The organism is Microbacterium sp. LS_15 (assembly GCF_041954735.1).
Taxonomy (GTDB): domain Bacteria; phylum Actinomycetota; class Actinomycetes; order Actinomycetales; family Microbacteriaceae; genus Microbacterium.
Genome location: NZ_JAVAYD010000001.1, coordinates 546620 through 570630 on the forward strand (window position 1 = coordinate 546620; position 24011 = coordinate 570630).

Sequence of the window (24011 nt, forward strand, 5' to 3'; positions counted from 1 at the left end):
CTCCGCCTGCGCAGCCGTCTCAGCCGCCGCAGCCCTACGGTGCTGCGCCCGCGTATCCGCCGGCTCCCCCGTACTCCCCGGCCCCGTCGTATCCGTCGTCCACTCCTCCTCCGGCGCAGGCGTACCCTGGCGCGGTTCCGACGGTGGGCGCTGTACAGCCCTACGGCGCTCCTCCGCAGCAACAGCCGTACGGAGCCGCCTACCCCGCGTCGATCTACCCGGCATCGCGTCCGACGAGCGGGCTGGCGATCACGTCCCTCATCTGCGGCATCGCCGGCCTCGTCCTCTTCTGGGCGGTCATCCCGCTGATCGCCTCGATCATCGCCGTGATCACCGGTCACATGGCGCTCCGTCAGACCAAAGCCGACCCGTCCGTCGGCGGTCGTGGCATGGCGTTCGCCGGCCTCATCATGGGGTACGTCATGGTCGCGGTCCTCGCGGTCGGTATCGTCACGACCGTCATCAGCTTCCTGTTCCTCGGGGCGTTCACGATCCCGTTCATCTTCTCGTCCTGAGCGACCGCGGAGCGCGGCCGGACGGCGGCCTGTGAAGTGAGCCCTCGGCCCCGTAGCGGCGTAGGCTGGACTCATCGTGAAGAACAAGCGACTGGTCCCCGCTGTCACCTCCCTGCCGCAAGCGCCGCAGGTCGAGGCGGACCACCGCGTGCGTCGCTACGCGATCACGATGACCATCCGCATCGTCTGCTTCGCGCTGATGATGTTCGTGCAGCCGTACGGCTGGTACACGTGGGTCTTCGCGCTCGCGGCAGCAGTGCTCCCGTACATCGCCGTCGTGTTCGCCAACGCCGGCAGCGACAGCACCGAGACGACGGCGGAGTCACCCGTGCAGGAGCTGGAGGCACCGGCTCCCCCGCCGACCGTGGTCGAGGAGACCGGCTCGGACCCGTTCGTGATCACGATCCACGAGAGCCGCAAGGGCGACGCGTGAGCGAACTGCAGTGCTCGCGTGCCGGCTGCCGGGACGCGGCGGTCGCTCAGGTGGTGTGGCGCAATCCGCGCATCCACGCGGCCGATCGCGAGAAGATCTGGCTGGCGTGCGCCGAGCACGTGGAACTCCTGCGCGACTATCTCGCCGCCCGCGACTTCCCCGTGACCGTGCGAGACGGAGTGCCCTCATGAGCGCGCGGATGCTGCGATGGACCGTGTACGTGCTGATCGCGATCGGGTTCGCGATCGCCTGCGCGTTCCTGTCGAACTGGCAGTTCGACAGGAACGAGTCCCGGGCTGAGCAGATCGCACTCGTCGAGAAGAACTACGACGCCGAACCCGTCCCGCTGGCCGACCTCATCGGCACCGACGGTGAACTCGACCGCGGTGACGTGTGGCATCCGGTGATCCTCCGCGGAGAGTACCTCGCCGACGAGCAGCTCCTCGCCCGCAACCGGCCGCATGGCGGGACGAGCGCCTACGAGGTGCTCGTCCCGTTCCGCGACGTCGACGGCCGCCTGTTCATCGTCGACCGGGGGTGGGTGCCGCCCGGCGAAGGCGACTCGCCCGACGCCGTCCCTGCGCCGCCCGATGGCCAGGTCGAGGTCGTGGTGCGTCTGCGTCCGAGCGAGCAGGTGCCGGCATCCGGCCGCGGGGCTCCCGAGGGCCAGGTGCCCACGATCCACGTCCCGTCCATCGCGGACATCGTCGGCGGCGACGTGATCACCACCGCATACGGTCAGATCGTGAGCGAGGACCCTGCGGGCCGCGGAACGCTCGGCGGCTTCGAGTCGCCCACGGACGACCCTGGCCCACACCTGTCGTACGCGATCCAGTGGATCCTGTTCGCCCTCATGGGCTTCATCTTCATCGGCTACATCATCCGCACCGAGATCGTGAAGCACCGCGAGGAGCTCGAGGGAGCCCCCGCCACCGAGAAGAAGCGCCGCAGGCGGGACGCCGACGCCGACGTCGAGGACGAACTGCTCGACGCGCGCTGAGCGAGGTCGCGTGCGCCCGCTCAGTCGACAGTGACGGTGTGCGACCAGCCGGACTCGGCCGGCACATAGACGACACGGGTGTGGCGGCGGTCTCGTGATCCCTGCCAGAACTCGATGCGATCGGGGACGATGCGCCAGAGCACCCAGTCCCCGTCGGCGACGCGCGCCTGGGCAGCCCGTGACCGAGCGGCGAGATCGGCAGCGCTCTCCTGAGCCGTCGCTTCCTCGACGCGACCGCGAACCCGGACGGCGCGCACCTGCGGCTGCCACCAGAAGTTGAGCGCTGCGGCCGGGGCGGCGCCGAGCTGCGCACCTTTCCGGGAGGACCGGGTGCTCGCGATCGCCCATCCGCGCTCGTCGACCCGCTTGAGGATGAGGGTCCGTGCGTCCGGCACCCCGTCGGCATCCACCGTCGCGAGCGTGGCGGTGTGCGGCTCGGGCACCGCCGCGGCATCCGCCGCCTCCATCCACTCGGCGAAGAGGACGACCGGATCCTCCGGCAGCGCATCGAGATCCCATTCAGGCGCGTCACCGGTGAGGGCGTGCCTGCCCCGAAGCCCGTCGTTGAGCCTGGTGTCGAGCGTCGAGTCGTCGTGGGTCACGGTTCGAGCCTAGGACACGCGTGGACCCGACGACCGAGCCGGTCAGGCCAGCTCGATGAGCTCCTGATACTCCTGGTTCCAGATGTCCTCGACGCCGTCGGGCAGGATCAGCACGCGCTCGGGATTGAGGGACTGCACGGCTCCCGGATCGTGCGAGACGAGCACCACGGCGCCCTCGTAGTGCGCCAGCGCCCCGAGGATCTCCTCGCGGGACGCGGGATCGAGGTTGTTGGTCGGCTCGTCGAGCAGCAGCAGGTTCGCGGACGACACGACGAGCGTCGCGAGCGACAGACGAGTCTTCTCGCCACCCGAGAGAACGCCGGCCGGCTTCAGCACGTCGTCTCCTGTGAACAGGAACGAGCCGAGCACCTTGCGCGCCTCGGTCTCGGTGATGTGCGGCGCAGCCGACACCATGTTCTCGAGAACCGAGCGGTTGACGTCGAGGTTCTCGTGCTCCTGGGCGTAGTAGCCGACCTTGAGGCCGTGTCCCGGTTCGAGCTGACCCGTGTCGGGCTGGTCGACGCCGGCGAGCATGCGCAGCAGCGTGGTCTTACCGGCACCGTTGAGGCCGAGCACGACCACCTTCGAGCCGCGGTCGATCGCGAGGTCGACGTCGGTGAAGATCTCGAGCGAACCGTAGGACTTCGACAACCCGGATGCCATGAGCGGAGTCTTGCCGCAGGGCGCCGGCTTGGGGAAGCGCAGCTTCGCGACGCGATCCTCCTGACGCACGTCGTCGAGTCCCGCGAGGAGCTTCTCGGCACGTGCGATCATCTGATGCGCGGCAGCGGCCTTCGACGCCTTCGCCCCGAACCGCGCGGCCTGCTGCTGCAGGGTCGTCGCCTTCTTCTCCGCGTTCGCGCGCTCCTTCTTGCGGCGCTCCTCGTCGGCGGCGCGCTGACGGAGGTAGTTCTTCCAGTTCATGTTGTACGCGTCGATGACCTGACGGTTCGCATCGAGGTAGAACACCCGGTTGACGGTCTCGCCGACGAGCTCGACGTCGTGGCTGATGACGATCAGACCGCCCTTGTAGTTCTTCAGGAACTCGCGCAGCCAGACGACGCTGTCGGCGTCGAGGTGGTTGGTCGGCTCGTCGAGGATCATGGTCTCGGCGTCCGAGAAGAGGATGCGGGCCAGCTCGATGCGACGACGCTGACCACCGGAGAGCGTCTTCAGCGGCTGGTCGAGGATGCGGTCGGGCAGCGAGAGGTTGTTGGCGATCGAGGCGGCCTCGGCCTCCGCGGCGTATCCGCCCTGGCCCTCGAACTGCTCGGTCAGACGCGCATAGCGTTTCATGGCCTTGTCGGCGACGGCGGGGTCGTCCGATCCCATCGCCACCGTCGCCTCCGCCATGCCGAGGGCGAGGCTGCCGAGCCCGCGGGCGTCGAGGATGCGGGTGCGCGCGAGCATCTCCGGGTCGCCCGAGCGAGGGTCCTGCGGCAGGTAGCCCAGCTCACCCGAGCGCGTCACGTTCCCGCCCGACGGCAGCACGTCTCCTGCCAGCACCTTGGTGAGGGTCGTCTTGCCGGCCCCGTTGCGGCCGACGAGTCCGATCTTGTCGCCGTCGCTGACGCGGAACGACACGTTCTCCATGAGGAGACGCGCGCCCACGCGGATCTCGAGGTCGTGCACGGCAAGCACAGCGGATGTCCGTTCGTCAGAGGGGAAGGCGGCCGAGCGGCCAGCCTCCCAGTATAGATCGCCGCGCGGGGAGCATCCGCCGCGGCCTGCGGCCTGCGGATCTCACTCTGCGGGGTGAGTCGGTCGATACTCGGGAGTGATGACCGCGACGGCGCGCTGTTCCTAACCTGCACAGGTGGACGTCATCAACGAGCTCATCCTGCACACCGTCGCCTCTCCGTGGCTGTACCTCGTGCTGTTCGCCGTGACCGTGATCGACGGGTTCTTCCCGCCCGTCCCGAGCGAGACGGTGCTGGTCGCCGCGGCGGCGGTCGCCGCATCCACGGGCGCCTGGTGGATGCTGGTGCCGCTCGGCCTCATCGCGGCGATCGGCGCCGCGATCGGCGACAACGTCGCGTTCGCGATCGGACGTCGGATGGGGACGACGCGCTGGGCCTGGATGCGGCGGCCCCGGGTCGCCGCCGCATTCGCCCACGCCGAGCACGCCCTCGACCGGCGCAGCGCCTCGCTGATCCTGGGCGCACGCTACATCCCGGTCGGTCGCGTCGCCGTCAACATGTCGGCCGGTGCTCTCGGGTTCGCGTGGCGCCGGTTCCTGCCGCTGAGCCTCGTCGCCGGCGCGAGCTGGAGCGCACTCAGCCTGGTCATCGGGCTGGTCGCGGGCAGCTGGGTCAGCGACCAGCCCCTGGTGAGCGCGGGTATCGGCATCCTGATCGCTCTCGTCCTCGGCCTCGTGATCGATCGGATCACGGCGGCCCGCCGTCGCCGCGCACCCGTCGCGCACCTGGCAGGATGAAAGTCATGGCACGGGATCGGCAGCGCACGGAGCGCCCGCGTCTCACCCGCCGCGTGGTGGTCCTGTCACTGCTCGGCGCCGCGTCCGTCACGCTCTACGCCACCCTCGTGCCGCTCGCGGCCGTCCTCTACGGCACTCCCCTGCCCCTGTCGTTCATCCTGGCCGCCGCGGCCTGCGGCGCGCCCCTGCTCGCCATCACCCGACCGCGCTGGGCGATCGCCCTCTCCACGGCTGCCTCGTTCGCGCTCCCCCTTCTGGTGCCCCGCGAGCTCGCGACCGAAGCGCCATGGCCCTGGTCGGTCCCGGCACTCCTCGCCTTCGTGCTCACCGTCAGCGTCGTGACGTTCCGGCACGGCGCACGACTCGGCGCCTTCCCGCTCGTGATCGGTGCGCTTGCGTCGCTGACGGCGCCCCTGCTGCGTTCGGAGGTCGTCTCGAGCGCTCCTGTGGCGGCGAACGTCACGGCGAACCTCATCGTCACGGCCTCGGTCGCCACCGCCGCCTACCTCATCTCCGCCCTCGTCGCCGGCCGGCTGCGCGTCGCGGCTGAGCTCACCAGGGAGCGCGAGCACTCGGCCCTCGAGGAGTCGCGGCGAGCCCTCGTCGAGGAACGCACGCGCATCGCGCGCGAGCTGCACGATGTGATCGCCCACAGCATGTCGGTGATCCAGGTGCAGTCGTCGACCGCGCGCTATCGACTGCCCGAGCTCGACGAGGCGGCGGTCGCGGAGTTCGAGAGCATCGCGGCCACCGCGCGCTCGTCGCTGACGGAGATGCGGCGGATGCTGGGCGTGCTGCGCACCGAGGATCAGACCGTCGAGCTCGCACCTCAGCAGCGCATCGACGACATCCCGGCTCTCGTGGACACGCTCCGCCGCGCCGGCGTGACCGTCGGCCTGGAGATCACGGGCCCCGTCGCCGACGCACCGCAGGCAGTGCAGATCGCGGCGTATCGCATCACCCAGGAGGCTCTGAGCAATGCCGTGCGCCACGCGCACGGGGCGGCGGTGACGGTGCGCCTCCAGGCAGACGCTGCCGCCATCAGCATCCGGGTCCGCAACTCGCCGCCCGAGGAGGTCACGGAGACCCGGGGATCGGGTCACGGCCTGCGCGGCATGCGAGAGCGCGTCGAACTGCTCGGCGGCACGTTCCTCGCCTCCCCGACCGCTGACGGAGGCTGGGAGGTCACGGCATCCCTGCCCTTCTCGAGCGCCGTGCCCCGGCACCCTTCTGCCACTGACCCCGAGGAGACCTCGTGACCGTATCCGTCCTGATCGCCGACGACCAGGCGATGGTCCGCGCAGGCTTCGCCGCCCTGTTGGATGCGCATGAGGGGATCCGTGTCGCAGGGCAGGCCGCGACCGGTGCGGAGGCAGTGACGATGGCAGCGCGGCTCGACCCGGACGTGATCCTCATGGACGTGCGGATGCCGGAGGTCGACGGCATCGAGGCGACCCGCCGCATCCTCGGGCCGACCTATCCGGCCGCGCACGTGCCCCGCATCCTCATGCTGACGACCTTCGACATCGACGACTACGTGTACGACGCGCTGGAGGCGGGCGCGAGCGGGTTCTTGCTCAAGGATGCCCTGCCCGAGGAGCTCGTGCACGCCGTCCGGGTGGTCGCGGCGGGCGATGCACTGCTGGCTCCGAGCGTGACCCGGCGGATGATCGAGCAGTTCGCCGGACGCAGGCCCCGCACCCCGAGGGCGTCGACCGCCCTCGCGGAGCTCACGGATCGCGAGCGCGAGCTCCTCGTGCTGATCGGCAGGGGCCGCTCGAACTCCGAGATCGCCTCCGACCTGTTCATCGCCGAGCAGACGGTGAAGACCCACGTCGGCAAGGTGCTGTCGAAGCTGGGACTGCGCGATCGCGTGCACGCCGTGATCCTCGCCTACGACACGGGTCTCGTCGAACCCGCATCCTGACTCCCTCTCCGGTAGGGGGTGGAACGACCCTCCGGTGTGATGCGGGCGGTCTCACCGGCTTCATACGCTCCTCGGACAGCTGATCCGAGGAGGACTCATGGCCATCGTCGAGGCACCCCGTCTCACCGCTCCGCCCGCGCCGGCGCCCCGGGGACGGGACACCGGTATAGACCTGCTCCGCGCCCTCTGCGTGCTCGGCGTCGTCGTGCTCCACGGCATCATGGTCGGCGTCACCGTGACCGACTCCGAACCCGTCTTCGCGAACGCGAGCGACGGTGCATGGTGGATCGTCCCGGTCAGCTGGGCACTGCAGGTCATGCCGTTGTTCTTCGTCATCGGTGGGTTCGCGGGGTTCCTCGCTCACCGTCGTGCTTCGGAAAGGGGCGGAACCGCCGCGTCCTTCGTCGCCGGCCGCGTGCACCGACTGCTCCGCCCTGCCGCACTGTCGGTCGGTGTCGTTGGCGCATTCCTCGCCGTGCTGGGTCTGACCGGCGTCCCGGCCGACATCGTCGCCACCGCCGGCTATCGATTCGGACAGCCGCTGTGGTTCCTCGGCGTGTTCCTCCTGTGCCAGGCGCTGCTGCCCGCTCTCGCCGCAGCTCACCGCCGGGCGCCCGTGGCGACGCTCTCGTTGCTGGTGCTCGCGTCGATCGCCGTCGACGTCACGCGTGCGACCACCGGGGTCGACGGCATCGGCTTCCTGAACCTCGCCTTCGTGTGGCTCGCGGTGCAGCAGCTCGGGTTCTTCCTCGCCGACGGCACGATAGGTCGTCTGCGCCGCCGCACGGTCGCGATCACCGGGGGCACCGCTCTCGGTGCCCTGATCTCGACCTTCGTCATGGGCGTCTACTCCCCCGACCTCGTCGCGAACATCAACCCACCGAGCGGTGCACTGCTCCTCGTGGGCGTCGTCCACCTGAGCGCTGTCGTCCTGCTCAGGGAGCGCATCGCGCGCATCAGCCTGCGCCCGTTCCCCGCCGCGTTCTCGGCGTTCGTCAACCGTCGTACGATGACCGTCTATCTCTGGCACATGCCGGTCCTGCTGACGATGGCCGGTCTGACGGCCCTCGTGGCTCTGACGACGGGAGTCATGCCGTCCGAACCCGGGAGCGCAGCCTGGTGGACGGAGCGTCCGCTCTGGCTCGCGACCGCTCTTGCGGCGACGGCCCTGATCGCTGTGCTGCTCGGCCGATTCGAGAATCGCACTGCCCCGGTGGCGACGACCTCGCATCGACGACTGCGGTGGGCTGTGGTCTTCGGTATCGGCGGCGTCGTGACGCTGTTGACGACCGGCACCTCGGTCCTGACCGCCGTCATCGCGGTGCTCGTCTTCTGGCTCGCCGTGCGGCTCGCCCGCGGCTCAGACGAGCCCGCGCGCCGCGAGGGCATCGCCGACGTCGTCCGCGTGGCGTAGCGTGCGCACGAGCAACGGGACGATGCCACGGATGCCGACCCGCACGTTCCGCGCCCGTTGCGCGTCCCGCAGATCCGTCGCGAACGCGGCGACCACGGGGATCATCGTGATCGCGAGGGAGATCGTCATCGCGACCGCGTCCACGTCGACGCCCCACCGGCGGAACGGTCGGAGGGCCCGGCGCAGAGTCGCGAGCAGCTCGCCCATGCGGGTGGTGAGCGTGAGCAGCCCGGCGAGCAGGATCAGCGCGACTACGCGGGTCGAACTCACCCAGGCGGCGATCGGCGAGACGAAGAACCACAGGAACCCACCGAGCACCAGCATCAACCACCGGAGACGCCAGACCTCCGCCGCGAGCACTCGCCACGGCATCCGGGCCAGCGCGTACAGAGCGCACACGCCGAGCAGCACCCCCGTCGCCGACCACGCGTCCAGCGCGAACGTCGACACGGCGATCGCGACGACGGCCAGTCCCGCGAGCTTGGGGGCAGCCGGCAGACGGTGCAGGATGCTGTCGCCGGGGCGGTAGAGCTGGATCATGCGCAGCTCCGGCGGTACTGCTCGATCACGACGGCGGGCCTCCCGGATGCCGCGACCCTCCCGTCGTCGAACAGCACCGCCTGGTCGCACCGCGCCGCGAGGCCGAGGTCGTGCGTGACGATGACCACCTGCGCGTCCTGCGCCAGCAGCAGGTCGCCGACGCGACGCGCGTTCCGAAGATCGAGCAGCGTGGTCGGTTCATCCGCCACGATCAGCGACGGCGTCGTCGCGAGCACGGAGGCCAGTGCGAGCAGTTGCCGTTGGCCTCCCGAGAGAGTCGAGACCGGCGCATCGGCGTGATCGGCGAGACCGTGCTCGTACAGGATCGCCGCGACGCGCAGGCTCGCCTCGGGGCCGGGAACATCGCGCAGAGAGAGTGCGAGATCCTCGGCGGGGGTCGGCATGAGGATCTGCGCCTGCGGGTCCGTGAAGACGAATCCGACCTCGCGACGCACGGCCCTGAGGTCTCGCTGCACGTCCCGTCCGCGCACGACGACTGTTCCACTCGTCGGGGCGACCAGGCCGTTCAGCAGGCGTGCGAACGTCGACTTGCCTGAGCCGTTCGCGCCGATGACAGCTGTCCGCCGTGCGGAGAGGTCGAGCGTCACGTCGCGCAGGATCGTCCGCCCCTCGCGCTCGACGGACACCCCGTCGACGGAGATTCCGTGCACCACGGCTCTGCCGACCGAGCGTCGGTCGACAAAGAACCCGGGGCCCTGGGCCTCAGACCGCACGGGCGCGAGCGGGCGCCGTCGAGCGCAGCCCGAACGCCGGCGGGTATGCGCGCCGCAGAGCCACGACGAGAGCGGTGGCGGCGGCGGCCTTGAGCAGGTCCCCCGGCAGGAAGGCGAGGCTCGACAGCGCGGTGGGCGCGAGATCCATGCCGAGCACGAACGCCTGCACCGGGATGCCGAAGGCATAGACCACCGCGATCCCGCCGACCACCACACCCAGCGCCGTGCGCCACCAGGTGATCCGGTTCGCGCGGACGATGAGACCGATCACGACGGCGCCCACCACCCATCCGAGGAGATACCCCGCTGTCGGTCCGACGAACACTCCGAGGCCGCCGCGTCCGCCGGCGAGGACGGGGAGCCCGACCGCCGCGAGGACGAGGACGAGCGCGACCGCGAGCGGCGCGCGACGGGGACCGAGAACGGCACCGGCGAGCATCACTCCGAGCGTCTGAGCCGTGATCGGCACGCCCCCGGGGATCGGGATCGTGACGGTGCCGAGCACGACGATGAGCGCGGCGAAGACGGCGATGCGGGCGAGATCGCGGCCGATCTCGGTGCGGTGCGGGGTCATGGCTCTTCCTCCTGAACACTGTTCACCTGAACGGTGTTCACTATAGTGAGGTCATGACTCCGGAGCACAACTCGGCACGACACGACCGCGACAGCGTCGCCGACGTCGCTCTCGCCCTGCTCGACGAGGTCGGCCTGGCCGATCTCTCGATGCGGCGGATCGCCGCCCGCCTCGACGTGCAGCCCAGCGCACTGTACTGGCACTTCTCGAGCAAGCAGGAACTGCTCGCCGCCCTCAGCGACCGGATCACCGCGCCCCTCCGCGCCGTCGCAGACGACGTCCTGCCGCTCGCCCGCCGCGTCCGCGACGCGCTCTTCACGTATCGCGACGGCGCCGAACTGGTGCTCAGCACCTCTGCGCTCGGACTCGGGTCGTCATACGCCCAATCCGCTCTCGAAGAAGCACTGCGCCGCGCCGGGGCCGACGACCCTCAGGACAGGGCCGTCGCACTGATGCACTTCATCCTCGGTCACGCGACCCTCGTGCAGCAGCGCATGCACGCCGACAGCTACGGAGCAGCGTCCCCGGCTGCCGGCGACGACGCGACCGCGGGCCTCGATCGCATCTTCGACCTGGGCATCACGGCTCTCGCCGGATCAGCACGCTCGCGGTCCGCCGCCTGACTCACGGACCGGGAGTCGCGGCCGGCTCCGCGGCATGGCCGAGCCGCAGGCCCGGGATCAGCGCGACGACGATGAGCACGACGCAGAGCGCGAAGACCACGGGGAAGGCATCGACTCCTCCGCCGAGGGTCGCGACCGAGAGACCCGCCACCGCGATCACGATGGCCGCGCCGGTGGAGTCGGAGATCGACAGCGCCGACGAGTTGAACCCCTGGTTGCCCGGCTCCGAATAGGCCAGGGTGAGCACGGTGAGCCGCGGATAGAGCAGCCCCATCCCTCCCCCGGCGAAGCCCCAGCCGATCACGACGAGCACCGGCGACACGGCCCCCAGAGCAGCGAGGATCACCAGGACCATGGCGACGAACAGCAGCGCGAGGCTGAGCAGCGTGATGCGCAGGTTCCCGAGCCGTTCGCCGTACCGGCCCTGCAGCTGCGAGGCTCCTGCCCAGGCGAAGGCGGCGAACATGAGAGCGAGCCCCGCCCATGTCGCAGTGAAGCCGTACCGCTCGATGAGCAGGTAGGGGATGTAGGCCTCTGCCGCGAAGAACGTGCCGGCGACGATCCCCCGCATGAGCACGACGCTCGGCAGACCGCGTCCGGCGCGCAGGGTCCGACGAGGCAGCAGCGGCAGCACGGCGACGGCGATCACGGCGATCGCCCCGAGGGCGACGGGCCAGCCGATCGCGGCATCCATGTCGGCACTGAACCCGACCACCACGGCGGACACCGCGACGACGACCGCCAGGGCCATGCGCACGACGAGGGCCCGACGGTCCTGCGGCTCTCCGTGCCCCAGGTCGAGTCCGCGGAGGCGCACGGCGATCATCACGAACGCGGCAGCGGTGAGAGCCGCGACGCCGAGGAACGCCCACCGCCAGTCGAGGTACTCCGCGACAGCCCCGGCGAGGAACGGTCCGATCATCGACGGCACCACCCACGCGGCCGCGAACGCGGCGAAGATCCGCCCGTGCAGATGCGGCGGGTAGAGCCGGGCCACGACCACGTACAGGGCGACGGTCTGTCCGCCGGTCCCGAGCCCCTGCACGAGGCGTCCGACGAGGAACTGGTGCATGGTCGTGGCGAATCCCGACAGCAGCAGGCCGATGAAGAACAGGGTGACGGCGACGTACAGAGCTCCGCGGGGGCCGCGCGCGTCCGACCACGCGCCGGCGGCGACCATCCCGATCACGCTCGTCGCGAGCGTGCCCGCGAACGCGACCGCGTACAGCGCCTGCCCGTCGAGTGCGTCGCTGACGATCGGCATCACAGTGGTGACGGCGAGTGCCTCGATGGCCGCCAGGAAGATCAGGGCCACCGAACCGGCCGTCACCCAGATGCGCTCGCGGTCCCAGATGGAGACGGAGTCCGCGGCGGCGTCGCTCATCGGCCGACGAGCGCGGCGATGCGCTCGATGGCCTCGGTGATGATCTCCGGGCTGGTGCCGAAGTTCAACCGCACGTAGCCCGCACCCTCCGCGCCGAAGGCGGGACCGAAGTGCAGCGCCACCTTGGCTTCACGCAGGATGCGCCGGGAGGGGTTGTCGCCCCACCCGAGTCCGGAGAGGTCGATCCACGCGAGGTAGCCGGCGTCCGGCATGCGGTACCGGGCCTCGGGGAGACGAGCCGCCAGCAGGTCTTCGAGCAGCACCCGGTTCTCGTCGAGGGTGCGCAACAGACCGTCGAGCCACGGGTCGCTCTCGTCGGAGAAGGCGGCGATCGCCGCGAGCAGACCGAGCTGTCCCGTGCGCCACTCCACCTCGATCGGGAGTCCGCGCACGACGGCGCTCGTCGCGTCGGATGCCGTGACCATGAGCGCGCATTTGAGCCCGGCGAGGTTGAACGCCTTGCTGGCGCTGACCACCGCGTACCCGACACGCTCGGCGGCCTCTCCCGTGTGGAGGAACGGGGTGAACCCCGTACCCGGCTGCGCGAGCGGCGCGTGGATCTCGTCGGAGACGACGGCGGCCCCGAACTCGTCGGCCAACTCGGCGAGGGCGCGAAGGGACGCACGGTCGTGCACGGTCCCGGTCGGATTGTGGGGGTTGCAGAGCAGGATCGCCGTTGCACCGTCTTCGAGGGCCGAGCGGATGCCGTCGAGATCGACCTCCCATGCGGTGCCGGTGTCGTGCAGCGGCACCCGCGCGATCTCGGCGCCCGCCTCTTCGACGAGGTCGTAGAACGGCGGGTACACCGGAGGCGTCACGACGACGCGTTCCCCCGGCTGGGTCACGCGTCGGAGGATCTCCACGATCCCCATGCTCACGTCCGCCGTGGTGCGCATGCGAGCCGGGTCCGGAGTCCAGCCGAACCGGCGCTCGGCGAACGCCGCATACGTCGCCGGCAGCGGCGTGCGCGATGCGATGTAGCCGGTGTCGCCGATCTCGACGGCGTGATGCAGCGCCGCCGAGACCGCCGGAGCGAGCGGGAAGTCGGTCTCGGCCACGAACAGCGGCAGGACGTCCTCGGGGTACTCGCGCCACTTCTCGCTGCTGCGTTCCCGCAGCTCGGCCAGCGGCAGCGCCTTGACCTCGAGCATCCTCAGATCGCGAAGCCGAGGGCGCGCATCATGTCGCGGCCGTCGTCGGTGATCCGTTCCGGGCCCCACGGCGGCATCCACACCCAGTTGATGCGGAAGCGCTCGACGACGTTGTCCAGAGCCTGAGCGGTCTGGTCCTCGAGCACGTCCGTGAGCGGGCAGCCGGCACTGGTGAGCGTCATGTGGATGACGAGAGCGTCGTTCTCGTCATCCCACGCGAGGTCGTAGATGAGGCCGAGGTCGACGACGTTGATCCCGAGCTCCGGGTCCATGACGTCTTTGAGAGCCTCGGTGACCTCGTCGTACTTCTCGTCGGTGAGGGTGGCGGCTGTCATGCGATCAGCCTACGCCTCGAGAGGAGCCGCGGGGTCGAGGAAACGGTCGTATCCCTCTTCCTCGAGACGGTCGGCGAGCTCGGGGCCGCCCTCCTCCACGATCTTGCCCGCGACGACGACGTGCACGTGGTCGGGGCGGATGTACCGGAGGATGCGCGTGTAGTGCGTGATGAGCAGCACGCCGAGACCGGTGGCCTCCTTGGCGCGGTTGACGCCTTCCGAGACGATCTTCAGCGCGTCGACGTCGAGGCCGGAGTCGGTCTCGTCGAGAACGGCGAACTTCGGCTTCAGCACCTCGAGCTGCAGGATCTCGTGGCGCTTCTTCTCGCCGCCCGAGAAGCCCTCGTTGACGTTGCGCTGCGCGAACTTCGGGTCCATACGCAGGTTCGCCATCGACGCCTTGACGTCCTTCGTCCACTGACGGATCGAGGGCGCTTCGCCGTCGAGAGCCGTCTTCGCGGTGCGGAGGAAGTTCGTGACGGTGACGCCGGGGATCTCGACCGGGTACTGCATCGCGAGGAACAGACCGGCGCGCGCACGCTCGTCGACGCTCATCTCGAGGACGTCCTGGCCGTCGAACGTGATCGAGCCGGAGGTCACGGTGTACTTCGGGTGACCGGCGATCGTGTACGCGAGGGTCGACTTGCCCGAGCCGTTGGGGCCCATGATCGCGTGCGTCTCACCGGTGTTCATGGTGAGGGTGATTCCGTTGAGGATCGGGGTGGTCCCGGCCTCGGTCTCGACCGTCACGTGCAGGTCGCGGATTTCGAGAACAGACATTCAGACTTCCTTCGTCACAGTCGGGTCGATGAGCACGTCGTCGCCGTCGATCTCGACGACGTAGACCGGGACGGGCTCATAAGCGGGGAGGTTCTGGGGCTTGCCGGTGATCAGCGAGAAGGCGGACCCGTGGGCCCAGCACTCGACCGTGTCACCCTCGACGAAGCCCTCGGACAGCGAGATGTCGCCGTGCGTGCAGGTGTCGCCGATCGCGTGGATCACGCCGTCGGAGTCCTTGATCACCGTGATCGGGACGCCGTCGGGCTCGACGCGCAGGGGGGTGTCGAGCTCGAGCTCGTCGACACCGCAGACGCGCTGTGCGGTCATGCGTTCACCTCGGCGAGCTCGGTCTCGATCGCGGCCAGCAGCTCCTCCTCGAGGGCGGGGATGCCGAGGCGCTGCACGATGTCGCTGAGGAAGCCCAGCACCACCAGGCGGCGTGCCTCCTCCTCGGTGATACCGCGGGCCTGCAGGTAGAACAGTTGCTCGTCGTCGAAGCGACCGGTCGCGCTGGCGTGACCGGCGCCGAGGATGTCGCCGGTCTCGATCTCGAGGTTCGGGATCGAGTCGGCGCGAGCACCCTCGGTCAGCACGAGGTTGCGGTTCGCCTCGTAGGAGTCGGTGCCGGTGGCATCCGGCCCGATCAGCACGTCGCCGATCCAGACCGAGTGCGCGCTCTCGCCCTGCAGCGCGCCCTTGTAGAGGACGTCGCCCTTCGTGTGCGGGCCCTTGTGGTGAAGGTAGACCTGGCTCTCGAGGTGCTGTCCGGCATCCGCGTAGGAGAGGCCGTAGAGGTACCCCTCGGAGCCGGCGCCCGCGAGCTCGACGCTCGGGTTTACGCGCACGACACCGCCGCCGAAACTGATGACGAAGTGCTTGAGCGTGGCGTCCGCGGCGACGCGGGCCTGGTGAGCCGAGGCGTGCACGGCGTCGTCGTGCCACTGCTGCAGGCTGATCACACTGAGCTTCGCGCCGTCGCGGACGATGATCTCGACGTTCTGCGCGTACTGCGCGGAGCCGGTGTGCTGCAGCACGACCGTCGCGGAGCTGTGCTCCAGCGCCTCGATCACGATGTGGGCGTCGGCGCGCTGATCGGCGCCCTGTCCCTCGATCGTGATGAAGACCGGCTCGGCGACCTCTTCTTCGCGCGGGATGCGGACGTGCAGCGCTTCGGTCGCACCCTGCCAGGCGACGGCCGACGTGACGTCCTCCGCGAGGAAGACCTCACCGCGCGGAGCTGCACCGGCGGCGAGCGGGGCGGCGAGGTACTGCTCCCCCGCGCCGAACGAGTAGGTCACACCGTCGGTCGAGCCGGCGACCGCGAACAGCGGCGCGAGCTTCGCGACGGGCGTGTGCTTCCAGTTGACCTCGCGCCCCGAGGGGGTGCCGAAATCGGTCGGCTCGAACGAGTGCGGTCGCTCGGAGCGCGTCTGGACCGGCACGAAGCCGGCATCGGCCACCTGGGCGGCGGGGTCCACGTGCGCGCTGGAGGAGCGCGACGCGGTGGGCGTCGTCGTAGGGGTCGTCATCTCAGCCGACCGATCCTTCCATGCCCATCTCGATGAGCTTGTTCAGTTCCATCGCGTACTCCATCGGCAGCTCGCGCGCGATCGGCTCGATGAAGCCGCGCACGATCATCGCCATCGCCTCGTCCTCGGGCATGCCGCGGGACTGCAGGTAGAAGAGCTGCTCCTCGCTGACCTTCGAGACCGTGGCCTCGTGGCCGAGCTGCACGTCGTCGACGCGGATGTCGATGGCCGGGTAGGTGTCGGAGCGCGACTTGGTGTCGACGAGCAGCGCGTCGCAGCGCACCGTGTTCGCCGAGTGGTGGGCGTTCGCGTCGACGCGCACCTCGCCGCGGTAACCGGCGCGACCGCCGCCGCGGGCGATCGACTTCGAGACGATCGACGACTGCGTGTACGGCGCCATGTGGATCATCTTGGCGCCGGCGTCCTGGTGCTGGCCGGGACCGGCGAAGGCGACGGAGAGCGTCTCGCCCTTGGCGTGCTCGCCCATCAGGTAGATCGACGGGTACTTCATCGTCACCTTGGAGCCGATGTTGCCGTCGACCCACTCCATGGTCGCGCCCTCGTGGGCGACCGCGCGCTTGGTGACGAGGTTGTAGACGTTGTTCGACCAGTTCTGGATCGTCGTGTAGCGCACGCGGGCGTTCTTCTTCACGATGATCTCGACGACGGCCGAGTGCAGCGAGTCCGACTTGTAGATCGGGGCCGTGCAGCCCTCGATGTAGTGGACGTAGCTGTCCTCGTCGGCGATGATCAGGGTCCGCTCGAACTGGCCCATGTTCTCGGTGTTGATGCGGAAGTACGCCTGCAGCGGGATCTCGACGTGCACGCCCTTCGGGACGTAGACGAACGATCCACCAGACCAGACGGCCGTGTTCAGCGCGGCGAACTTGTTGTCGCCGGCGGGGATCACGGTGCCGAAGTACTCCTCGAAGAATTCGGGGTGCTCACGGAGGGCCGTGTCGGTGTCCATGAAGATGACGCCCTGCTGCTCCAGGTCCTCGCGGATCTGGTGGTAGACGACCTCGGACTCGTACTGGGCGGCGACACCCGCGACGAGGCGCTGGCGCTCGGCCTCCGGGATCCCGAGACGCTCGTAGGTCTCGCGGATCTCCTCGGGGAGGTCCTCCCACGACTGCGCCTGCTTCTCGGTGGAGCGGACGAAGTACTTGATGTTGTCGAAGTCGATGTCGCTGAGGTCGGCGCCCCACGTCGGCATCGGCTTGCGCCCGAACAGCTGATATCCCTTGAGACGGGTCTTCAGCATCCATTCGGGTTCGCTCTTGAGGCTGGAGATCCCGCGGACCACCTCTTCGGAGATGCCACGTTGCGCGACCGCACCTGCGGCGTCCTCATCGTGCCATCCGAATTCGTACACCCCCAGGCCTTCGAGCTCCGGGCGGTCGATCAGCACATCCGACATCTCACACTCTCCTCACAGGTCCCAAAACGGTGTAATCCGCCCCGACACACCTGATCCCCGTCGAGTCTGCGGGAGCGGGTGCCGTTGGTGGGCCCTCATCACCGGCGCTTCCATCGCGCCTAAACTGTTGACGATGCTTCAGCGCGGTCAGCGCTCATCGCAACAATCCGATTCTACAGGTTCCGCCTGACGACAGGGCCGCTCGCCGTGTCCGCCCCGCGGTTCGGAGAGACCAATGCCCGACACCACCACCGCCCCCTCCCCCCGCTCCACCGTTCCGGTGGCGGCACGCACCGACGTGTGGGGACGGATGCTGCGGATCTTCGCCTGGCTGTCGTTCGTCGCGGAGACGATCATCATCGGCACGGGTGGCGCCGTGCGTCTCACCGGGTCGGGACTCGGATGCTCGGAGTGGCCGCTCTGCACCCCCGAATCGCTCGTGCCGATCTATGCCGATCAGGGAATCCACGGAGTCATCGAGTTCGGCAACCGACTGATGACCGGAGTGGTCGGCATCATCGCGCTGGTCGTGGTGCTGCTGGTCCTGCAGCGCACGGGCGGCAGGCGCAGCGTCGTCTCCGCTCTCTGGTTCGCCGCCGGCGGCATCGTCGCCGCGGCCGTCGCCTTCGGAATCGCGACCCTCGTGGCGCACCTCGCCGCGCCCGGGTCCGACACCCCGGTGTTCTCGGTCGCCACCGCCGTGCTCCTCCTCGCCGTGATCGTCGCGGCGGTGCGGTTCACTCGACGCGCGCCGGAACGACGCGACCTCCTCGCCCTCGCCTGGATCGTGCTCATCGGCGTGGTGGCCCAGGCGCTGGTCGGCGGCATCACCGTCCTGACCGGGCTCAACCCGTTCATCGTCGGCTTCCACTACACCTCGTCACTGCTGCTCGTGTGCGTGACGGCTGCCTTCCTCGTGCGCCTCTACGCTGTTCCCGGCCCGCGCGAGCGTGCGGTGCCGACCTGGTTCGCCATCCTCAGCCACGTGACGGGACTCGCGCTCGCGGTGACCATCGTCTTCGGCGTGCTCACCACGGGCTCCGGCCCGCACTCGGGTGACGCCGACGTGCTGCGTCACGGCTTCGACGCGACGATCCTCGCGCACGTGCACTCCTGGCCCGGTTACGTCCTCGCGGTTCTCGTGCTCGCGCTGACGGTGTCGGCCTGGGTGCTGAAGCTCGAACCGCGGAAGTGGCTTCTCGCGCTCGTGATCGCGATCGCGGTGCAGGTCGGCGTCGGCGTGTGGCAGGCGCGCGAGGGTCTCCCGCCGCTGCTCGTCGGCATCCACATGGTTCTGGCGTCGCTCTCCGCCGCGACCTACACGGTCGTCGTGCTGCACCTCAAGAAGCCGGTCGCCGCCACGGCCTGAGCACCGCCGAAGCCGCCCGGCACAGGTGATGCATAGCGCTCGCATCAGGCTCTCATCACGTCGTCCGGCACCGTGGCTGGCATGAACAAGTCACTCACACGCAGCATCGGCTTCTGGCTCCTCCTCGTCCTGTCGCTCGCTTCAGCGGGAGTGGGCGCGTGGCTCGTCGCCGGCCAGGTCGGCTCGATGACGACGACGCTGCTCGCCAACACCGCGACGGGAGTCGACGTGTACGTGGGACAGTCGCTCGTCGTCGTGGGAGCGGTACTCCTCGGTGCCGGCATCATCGGCATCCTGATCGCCGTGGCACTGTCGGCCGTGCAGTCGCTGCTCCCGGCGGCCGCGCCGGTCGCCGTCGAGGCCATCGACTGGACCGCGCAGGAGCCGACGGCCGACGAGCCGACATCGCCCGAGCCGGCGGCAGACCGGCTCGACGAGACAGACGCGGAGACCTCAGCCGCCCCGGGCGACGCGGTAATCGAGACGGTAGCTGACGAGCGTCAGAACGGCAGCAGCGGGTCGACCGCGACCGCGACGAAGATCAGCGTCAGGTAGGTGATCGAGGCGTGGAAGACCCGCATGGGCCGCGCCTCGTTCCCACGCACGGCCTGGTTGTACAGGCGGTGCGACTCATAGATGAACCATCCGCCGAACACGAGAGCGGAGACGGTGTAGACGAGGCCCATGCTCGCGATAGGGATGAGCAGCAGCGAGCAGGCGACGGTCGCCCAGGCGTACAGGATGACCTGAAGGCCGACCTGCGACGCGTTGCGAGTCACGCCGAGCATGGGCACGTCGACATCGTCGTAGTCGTCCTTGTACTTCATCGACAGCGGCCAGTAGTGCGGCGGCGTCCAGAGGAAGATGAGCGCGAAGAGGATGAAGGCCGGCCAGTCGAGCGATCCGGTGACGGCCGCCCAGCCGATGAGCACCGGGAAGCATCCGGCGATGCCGCCCCAGATGATGTTCTGCTCGGTGCGGCGCTTGAGGATCATCGTGTAGATCACGACGTAGAAGAAGATGGCGGATGCCGACAGCGTCGCCGCGAGCCAGTTCGTCGTGAACCACAGCCAGACCGTCGAGAGGACGGCGAGGGTCCACGAGAAGATCAGCGCCCCGCGCGGGGTGATCTCCCCCGTCACGAGCGGGCGGTTCTCGGTGCGGTGCATATGCGCGTCGATGTCGCGGTCGAGGTACATGTTGAACGCGGCGGCGGAGCCGGCGCTCATGGAGCCGCCGATCACGGTCGCGACGACCAGCCACATGTTCGGGAGCCCGCCCTGGGCGAGGAACATCACGGGGACGGTCGACACCAGCAGGAGTTCGAGGACGCGCGGCTTGGTGAGGGCGACGTACGCCTTCACCGTGCGACCGATGGATTTCTTCACAACGGTCTGATCAGACATCGTCGAGATCTCGATCGCCTCCTCCGCACGCGTCACGACAGCTTTTCCAGTCTAAGGCACGCGGATGCTGGTCCCGAGCGCCCCGCGAACCCTGTCAGCCCCTGTGGATAACGCCGGCGAGCGCGGACGAGATGCGTCTACCGTGACCGGATGCCCCTGCTCTCTCGCATCTCCTGTCCCGCGGCGGGCGCCGTCACTGTGCTCATCGGAATGCTGTGCAGCTGTGCGCCAATACCCGATCCGACGCCGTCGCCGACTCCCGCATTCGCCAGTGAGGAACAGGCTTTCGCGGCGGCCGAGGAGGTCTACCGGGAGTACAACGACGCGGTCAATGCCGAACTGACAGGCGATGCAGCGGCCGATCCGAGTGTCTACCTCACTGGCAGTGCCCTGGAGACCGACATCGAGTCGTCTCGCCAGATCGGCAGCCAGAACGTCACGTTCGTGGGCGAGGGTGTCGTGGCGCACTTCACGGGACTCGAAGCCAAGCTCGATCGATCCCCGATCGAAATCGACGCCACGGCATGCATCGACGTGAGTGGGACAAAGATCCTCGATTCGAGTGGTATCGACGTCACCCCGATCGACCGACCCACGAGAGTCCTGCTTGAGCTGAGCTTCGTCGAGTCGAATAGAAGGCTGTTGATCAGCGACACCCAGGCTGCGGAGGAGTTCGAATGCTGACGTCGATGGCGGTCTCACTGCTCTTGCTCGCTGGGTCTTTCATCGGACTACCGGTCTCCATGGCATCGGGGTGTGACACGAAAGCCCTCACCAATGGCGCCTGCAGCAGCACGGACGGTTCCAGGCTCACGATCTCCGGTACGCAGCAGAAGCGAGGCACTCCGCCGTCGCGTTCGACGCGGAGTGATGAGGCACCCACAGCGCCCCGGACGCCGAGTCCGCGGTCAATCGCGCTGGCGAAGTGCCTCGACGACGACGGCACGATCCGTTGCGCCGATCTCCTCCGTCCGACGGCCGAGCTCCCCACTCCGGGTCCTGCTCCGGCGACGCCGACGGTGACCATCGCCGATCTGCAGCAGTTCGCTCCCCCGGCCACCTCGGCCACCGTCGAGCCCGGCGGAATCGGAGTCGCTGGCCTTCCCGCGAACTTCGTCGCCGCAGCCGAGCCCCACACGGTCACGGGCACGCTCTTCGGCGCTCCGCTGAGCGTCCGCTTCACTCCGACCTCCTACGAGTACTCCTACGGCGACGGAACCTCCGCATTGCTCACGACTCCCGGACGAAGCTGGGCCGACCTCGGTCAAGCACAGTTCACGCCGACCCCCACCAGCCACGTGTACGAGCGGCGCGGCGTCTTCTTCGCCGACGTCGACATCCACTACACGGCTGAGATCGACCTCGGCGGAGGATGGATCCCCGTGACCGGCGAGATCATCACCGACGGACCCCCGCAGCGCATCCGCGTCCTCGACGCCCGCACCGCCCTCGTCGCGCACACCTGCACCGAGAGAGGCGACGCGCCCGGCTGCTGAGAGACCACGTTCCGAGGCCCCTGAACCGCAGTCCCAGCAGCGTCACGCGGCGCCCGCCCGCGCGGGAATTACCCGCGTCATGCAGCGTTGTAAAGGGGGTAAGCGAGCCGACCCGCGGCGCTATGCTGGGGGGACTCGCGCGCCCGGCGCACATCCACCATCTCCGTGACGAAGCGGACCGCGATGCTGCGATCCAGGCGCTATCGAACTGTTGCAGAAGGGCTTCACCGTGTCGGAATTGCAGTGGGATGAAATCGATCGGCGCGCGGTGGACACCGCCCGTGTGCTGGCTGCGGATGCTGTGGAGAAGGTCGGCAACGGCCACCCCGGCACCGCGATGAGCCTGGCTCCCGCCGCATACCTCCTGTACCAGCGGGTTCTCCGTCACGACCCGACCGACACACACTGGCTCGGCCGCGACCGCTTCATCCTCTCCGCCGGTCACTCGTCGCTCACGCAGTACGTGCAGCTGTACCTCGGTGGCTTCGGCCTGGAGCTCAGCGACCTCGAGGCGCTGCGCACGTGGGGTTCGCTCACCCCCGGCCACCCCGAGTACGGCCACACCAAGGGCGTCGAGATCACCACGGGTCCGCTCGGTCAGGGTCTCGCGTCGGCGGTCGGCTTCGCGTACGCCTCCCGCTACGAGCGCGGCCTGTTCGACCCCGAGGCCGCAGAGGGCACCAGCCCCTTCGACCACTTCGTGTACGTGATCGCCGGTGACGGCGACCTGCAGGAGGGCGTCACCAGCGAGGCCGGCTCTCTCGCCGGACATCAGCAGCTCGGCAACCTCATCGCGATCTACGACTCCAACCAGATCTCGATCGAGGACGACACGAACATCGCCTTCACCGAGGACGTCGCGAAGCGCTACGAGGCCTACGGCTGGCAGGTGCAGACCGTCGACTGGAAGAAGTCCGGCGAGTACGTCGAAGACGTCGCCGAGCTCTACGCCGCGATCGAGGCGGCCAAGGGCGAGACCTCGAAGCCGTCGCTCATCATCCTCAAGACCATCATCGGCTGGCCGTCGCCCGGCAAGCAGAACAGCGGCAAGATCCACGGCTCGGCGCTGGGCGCCGACGAGCTCGCCGCCACGAAGAAGGTCCTCGGGTTCGACCCCGAGCAGAACTTCGTCGTCGCCGACGACGTCATCGAGCACACGCGCGGACTCGCCGCTCGCTCCGCCGGGGCCCGCGCGGCCTGGCAGGAGTCGTTCGACGCCTGGGCCGCCGCGAACCCCGAGCGCAAGGCGCTGCTCGACCGCCTCGAGGCAGGGGAACTCCCCTCCGACATCACGTCGGCCCTCCCCGTGTTCGAGAGCGGCAAGGACGTCTCGACCCGCGCGGCCTCCGGTCAGGTCATCAACGCCCTCGCCGCAGAGCTCCCCGAGCTCTGGGGCGGATCGGCCGACCTCGCCGAGTCGAACCTCACCACGATCAAGGACGCGAAGTCCTTCATCCCGGCCGAGTGGTCGACGCACGAGTGGTCGGGCAGCCCGTACGGACGCGTTCTGCACTTCGGCATCCGCGAGCACGCCATGGGTGCGATCGTCAACGGCATCGTGCTGCACGGCCCGACCCGTGCGTTCGGCGGCACGTTCCTCATCTTCAGCGACTACATGCGCCCGCCCGTGCGTCTCGCCGCCCTCATGAACGTCCCCAGCATCTTCGTCTGGACCCACGACTCCGTCGCCCTCGGCGAGGACGGCCCCACCCACCAGCCGGTCGAGCAGCTCGCCACGCTGCGCGCGATCCCGAACTTCACGCTCGTGCGTCCCGCCGACGCGAACGAGACCGCCGCTGCGTGGCTGGAGATCCTCCGCCGCCACGAGGGCCCCGCCGGCATCGCGCTGACCCGTCAGAACATCCCGGTGTTCGAGCGCGGTGACGGCGCGGCATCCGGCGATGTCCTCGCCTCGGCCGACAACGTCTCGAAGGGCGCGTACGTGCTCGCCGAGGCGCCGAACGGCACTCCTGACGTCATCATCGTCGCCACGGGCTCCGAGGTGCAGCTGGCCGTCAACGCCCGCGCCGAGCTGGCGAAGGAGGGCGTGGGCGTCCGCGTCGTGTCCGCCCCCTCGCTGGAGTGGTTCGACGAGCAGGACGAGGCCTACCGCGAGTCGGTCTTCCCGAAGAGCGTGACCGCTCGCGTGTCGGTCGAGGCCGGCTCCGTACTGAGCTGGCGCGGCATCGTCGGCGACCGCGGCCGCTCGGTCGGCATCGACCACTTCGGGGCCTCCGCCGACTACAAGACCCTGTTCGAGAAGTTCGGGATCACCACCGAGGCGGTCGTCGCCGCCGCCCGCGAGACCCTGGCCGACAGCGCCAACTGATCTAGGAGCATTT

Annotated in this window: 27 protein-coding genes; 14 read left to right on the forward strand and 13 right to left on the reverse strand. The window is 69.2% G+C overall.

Annotated features, from left to right (window positions below):
- The first annotated feature begins 143 nt into the window (after positions 1–143).
- The 4 genes from RAC69_RS02655 to RAC69_RS02670 all read left to right on the forward strand — a co-directional run bounded on the left by RAC69_RS02655 (position 144) and on the right by RAC69_RS02670 (position 1948).
- Positions 144–515: a DUF4190 domain-containing protein gene (locus RAC69_RS02655; protein ID WP_375084911.1), complete on the forward strand. Its 372-nt coding sequence runs from the start codon at positions 144–146 to the stop codon at positions 513–515.
- A gap of 76 nt (positions 516–591) precedes the next feature.
- Positions 592–948: a DUF3099 domain-containing protein gene (locus tag RAC69_RS02660; RefSeq protein WP_341934259.1), complete on the forward strand. Its 357-nt coding sequence runs from the start codon at positions 592–594 to the stop codon at positions 946–948.
- A complete protein-coding gene (locus RAC69_RS02665; RefSeq protein WP_375084912.1) occupies positions 945–1139 on the forward strand; it encodes a hypothetical protein in 195 nt (64 codons plus the stop codon). The genes RAC69_RS02660 and RAC69_RS02665 overlap by 4 nt, the downstream gene beginning before the upstream one ends.
- Positions 1136–1948: an SURF1 family protein gene (locus RAC69_RS02670; RefSeq protein ID WP_375084913.1), complete on the forward strand. Its 813-nt coding sequence runs from the start codon at positions 1136–1138 to the stop codon at positions 1946–1948. The genes RAC69_RS02665 and RAC69_RS02670 overlap by 4 nt, the downstream gene beginning before the upstream one ends.
- Positions 1949–1968: 20 nt before the next feature.
- Here the strand turns inward: RAC69_RS02670 and RAC69_RS02675 are convergent, their stop codons facing one another.
- Together RAC69_RS02675 and RAC69_RS02680 are read right to left on the reverse strand one after the other, a co-directional pair.
- On the reverse strand, positions 1969–2550 hold the full coding sequence (locus tag RAC69_RS02675) for a pyridoxamine 5'-phosphate oxidase family protein (protein ID WP_375084915.1): 582 nt from the start codon (positions 2548–2550) through the stop codon (positions 1969–1971).
- Between the two features lie 42 nt (positions 2551–2592).
- Entirely contained in the window at positions 2593–4191 is a 1599-nt protein-coding gene (locus tag RAC69_RS02680) for an ABC-F family ATP-binding cassette domain-containing protein (RefSeq protein WP_096715500.1), read from the reverse strand.
- Positions 4192–4366: 175 nt separating this feature from the next.
- On the opposite strand from RAC69_RS02680, the gene RAC69_RS02685 reads away from it, so the two are divergent.
- From RAC69_RS02685 to RAC69_RS02700, 4 genes are all read left to right on the forward strand, one after another.
- Positions 4367–4987: a DedA family protein gene (locus RAC69_RS02685; protein ID WP_375084917.1), complete on the forward strand. Its 621-nt coding sequence runs from the start codon at positions 4367–4369 to the stop codon at positions 4985–4987.
- A gap of 5 nt (positions 4988–4992) precedes the next feature.
- Complete coding sequence (locus RAC69_RS02690; RefSeq protein ID WP_375084919.1) at positions 4993–6246, forward strand: sensor histidine kinase; 1254 nt, start codon at positions 4993–4995, stop codon at positions 6244–6246.
- Entirely contained in the window at positions 6243–6914 is a 672-nt protein-coding gene (locus RAC69_RS02695) for a response regulator (protein WP_375084920.1), read from the forward strand. The genes RAC69_RS02690 and RAC69_RS02695 overlap by 4 nt, the downstream gene beginning before the upstream one ends.
- Before the next feature lie 97 nt (positions 6915–7011).
- Positions 7012–8328 (forward strand): acyltransferase, encoded by a 1317-nt coding sequence (locus RAC69_RS02700; protein WP_375084922.1) that lies wholly within the window; start codon positions 7012–7014, stop codon positions 8326–8328.
- On the opposite strand, the gene RAC69_RS02705 is transcribed toward RAC69_RS02700, so the two are convergent.
- From RAC69_RS02705 to RAC69_RS02715, 3 genes are read right to left on the reverse strand one after another with little or no spacing between them, the layout of a single operon-like run.
- Positions 8275–8868 (reverse strand): energy-coupling factor transporter transmembrane component T family protein, encoded by a 594-nt coding sequence (locus RAC69_RS02705; protein ID WP_375084923.1) that lies wholly within the window; start codon positions 8866–8868, stop codon positions 8275–8277. The genes RAC69_RS02700 and RAC69_RS02705 overlap by 54 nt on opposite strands.
- Positions 8865–9539 (reverse strand): energy-coupling factor ABC transporter ATP-binding protein, encoded by a 675-nt coding sequence (locus RAC69_RS02710; protein WP_375084925.1) that lies wholly within the window; start codon positions 9537–9539, stop codon positions 8865–8867. The genes RAC69_RS02705 and RAC69_RS02710 overlap by 4 nt, the downstream gene beginning before the upstream one ends.
- 52 nt (positions 9540–9591) lie before the next feature.
- Complete coding sequence (locus RAC69_RS02715; RefSeq protein ID WP_375084926.1) at positions 9592–10176, reverse strand: biotin transporter BioY; 585 nt, start codon at positions 10174–10176, stop codon at positions 9592–9594.
- 53 nt (positions 10177–10229) lie between these two features.
- Here RAC69_RS02715 and RAC69_RS02720 point away from each other — a divergent pair, with 53 nt between their 5' ends.
- The gene (locus RAC69_RS02720; RefSeq protein WP_375084928.1) at positions 10230–10799 is read left to right on the forward strand and encodes a TetR family transcriptional regulator; all 570 of its coding nucleotides are present in this window, start codon (positions 10230–10232) and stop codon (positions 10797–10799) included.
- 1 nt (position 10800) lies between these two features.
- Here RAC69_RS02720 and RAC69_RS02725 read toward each other — a convergent pair whose 3' ends face one another.
- From RAC69_RS02725 to sufB, 7 genes are read right to left on the reverse strand one after another with little or no spacing between them, the layout of a single operon-like run.
- Positions 10801–12183, reverse strand: coding sequence for an MFS transporter (locus RAC69_RS02725; RefSeq protein WP_375084929.1), 1383 nt, complete (start codon positions 12181–12183; stop codon positions 10801–10803).
- Positions 12180–13334: a MalY/PatB family protein gene (locus RAC69_RS02730; protein WP_375084931.1), complete on the reverse strand. Its 1155-nt coding sequence runs from the start codon at positions 13332–13334 to the stop codon at positions 12180–12182. Before RAC69_RS02730 ends, RAC69_RS02725 begins: the two co-directional genes overlap by 4 nt.
- Positions 13335–13336: 2 nt before the next feature.
- Positions 13337–13669: a metal-sulfur cluster assembly factor gene (locus RAC69_RS02735; protein WP_096715510.1), complete on the reverse strand. Its 333-nt coding sequence runs from the start codon at positions 13667–13669 to the stop codon at positions 13337–13339.
- Positions 13670–13678: 9 nt separating this feature from the next.
- Positions 13679–14449 (reverse strand): Fe-S cluster assembly ATPase SufC, encoded by a 771-nt coding sequence (sufC, locus tag RAC69_RS02740; RefSeq protein WP_375084933.1) that lies wholly within the window; start codon positions 14447–14449, stop codon positions 13679–13681.
- Positions 14450–14776, reverse strand: coding sequence for a non-heme iron oxygenase ferredoxin subunit (locus tag RAC69_RS02745; RefSeq protein WP_341934245.1), 327 nt, complete (start codon positions 14774–14776; stop codon positions 14450–14452). It lies immediately after the preceding gene.
- Positions 14773–15978: a Fe-S cluster assembly protein SufD gene (gene sufD / locus RAC69_RS02750; protein ID WP_375084935.1), complete on the reverse strand. Its 1206-nt coding sequence runs from the start codon at positions 15976–15978 to the stop codon at positions 14773–14775. The genes RAC69_RS02745 and sufD overlap by 4 nt, the downstream gene beginning before the upstream one ends.
- Position 15979: 1 nt before the next feature.
- Positions 15980–17398: a Fe-S cluster assembly protein SufB gene (sufB, locus tag RAC69_RS02755; RefSeq protein ID WP_341934243.1), complete on the reverse strand. Its 1419-nt coding sequence runs from the start codon at positions 17396–17398 to the stop codon at positions 15980–15982.
- Between the two features lie 235 nt (positions 17399–17633).
- Between sufB and RAC69_RS02760 the strand changes: the two genes are divergently transcribed.
- Both RAC69_RS02760 and RAC69_RS02765 read left to right on the forward strand, forming a co-directional pair.
- Positions 17634–18767 carry a heme A synthase gene (locus tag RAC69_RS02760; RefSeq protein WP_375084937.1) on the forward strand — a complete coding sequence of 378 codons (1134 nt, stop codon included), beginning with the start codon at positions 17634–17636 and terminating at the stop codon, positions 18765–18767.
- A gap of 81 nt (positions 18768–18848) precedes the next feature.
- On the forward strand, positions 18849–19322 hold the full coding sequence (locus tag RAC69_RS02765) for a hypothetical protein (protein ID WP_375084938.1): 474 nt from the start codon (positions 18849–18851) through the stop codon (positions 19320–19322).
- On the opposite strand, the gene RAC69_RS02770 is transcribed toward RAC69_RS02765, so the two are convergent.
- Positions 19268–20182, reverse strand: a complete 915-nt coding sequence (locus tag RAC69_RS02770) for a heme o synthase (RefSeq protein ID WP_375085300.1) — start codon at positions 20180–20182, stop codon at positions 19268–19270. The genes RAC69_RS02765 and RAC69_RS02770 overlap by 55 nt on opposite strands.
- 141 nt (positions 20183–20323) lie before the next feature.
- On the opposite strand from RAC69_RS02770, the gene RAC69_RS02775 reads away from it, so the two are divergent.
- From RAC69_RS02775 to tkt, 3 genes are all read left to right on the forward strand, one after another.
- Positions 20324–20857 (forward strand): hypothetical protein, encoded by a 534-nt coding sequence (locus tag RAC69_RS02775; RefSeq protein ID WP_375084940.1) that lies wholly within the window; start codon positions 20324–20326, stop codon positions 20855–20857.
- A 335-nt stretch (positions 20858–21192) separates the two neighbouring features.
- Entirely contained in the window at positions 21193–21669 is a 477-nt protein-coding gene (locus RAC69_RS02780) for a hypothetical protein (RefSeq protein WP_375084942.1), read from the forward strand.
- Between the two features lie 229 nt (positions 21670–21898).
- Positions 21899–23998 carry a transketolase gene (gene tkt, locus RAC69_RS02785; RefSeq protein ID WP_375084945.1) on the forward strand — a complete coding sequence of 700 codons (2100 nt, stop codon included), beginning with the start codon at positions 21899–21901 and terminating at the stop codon, positions 23996–23998.
- The last annotated feature ends 13 nt before the right edge of the window (positions 23999–24011 follow it).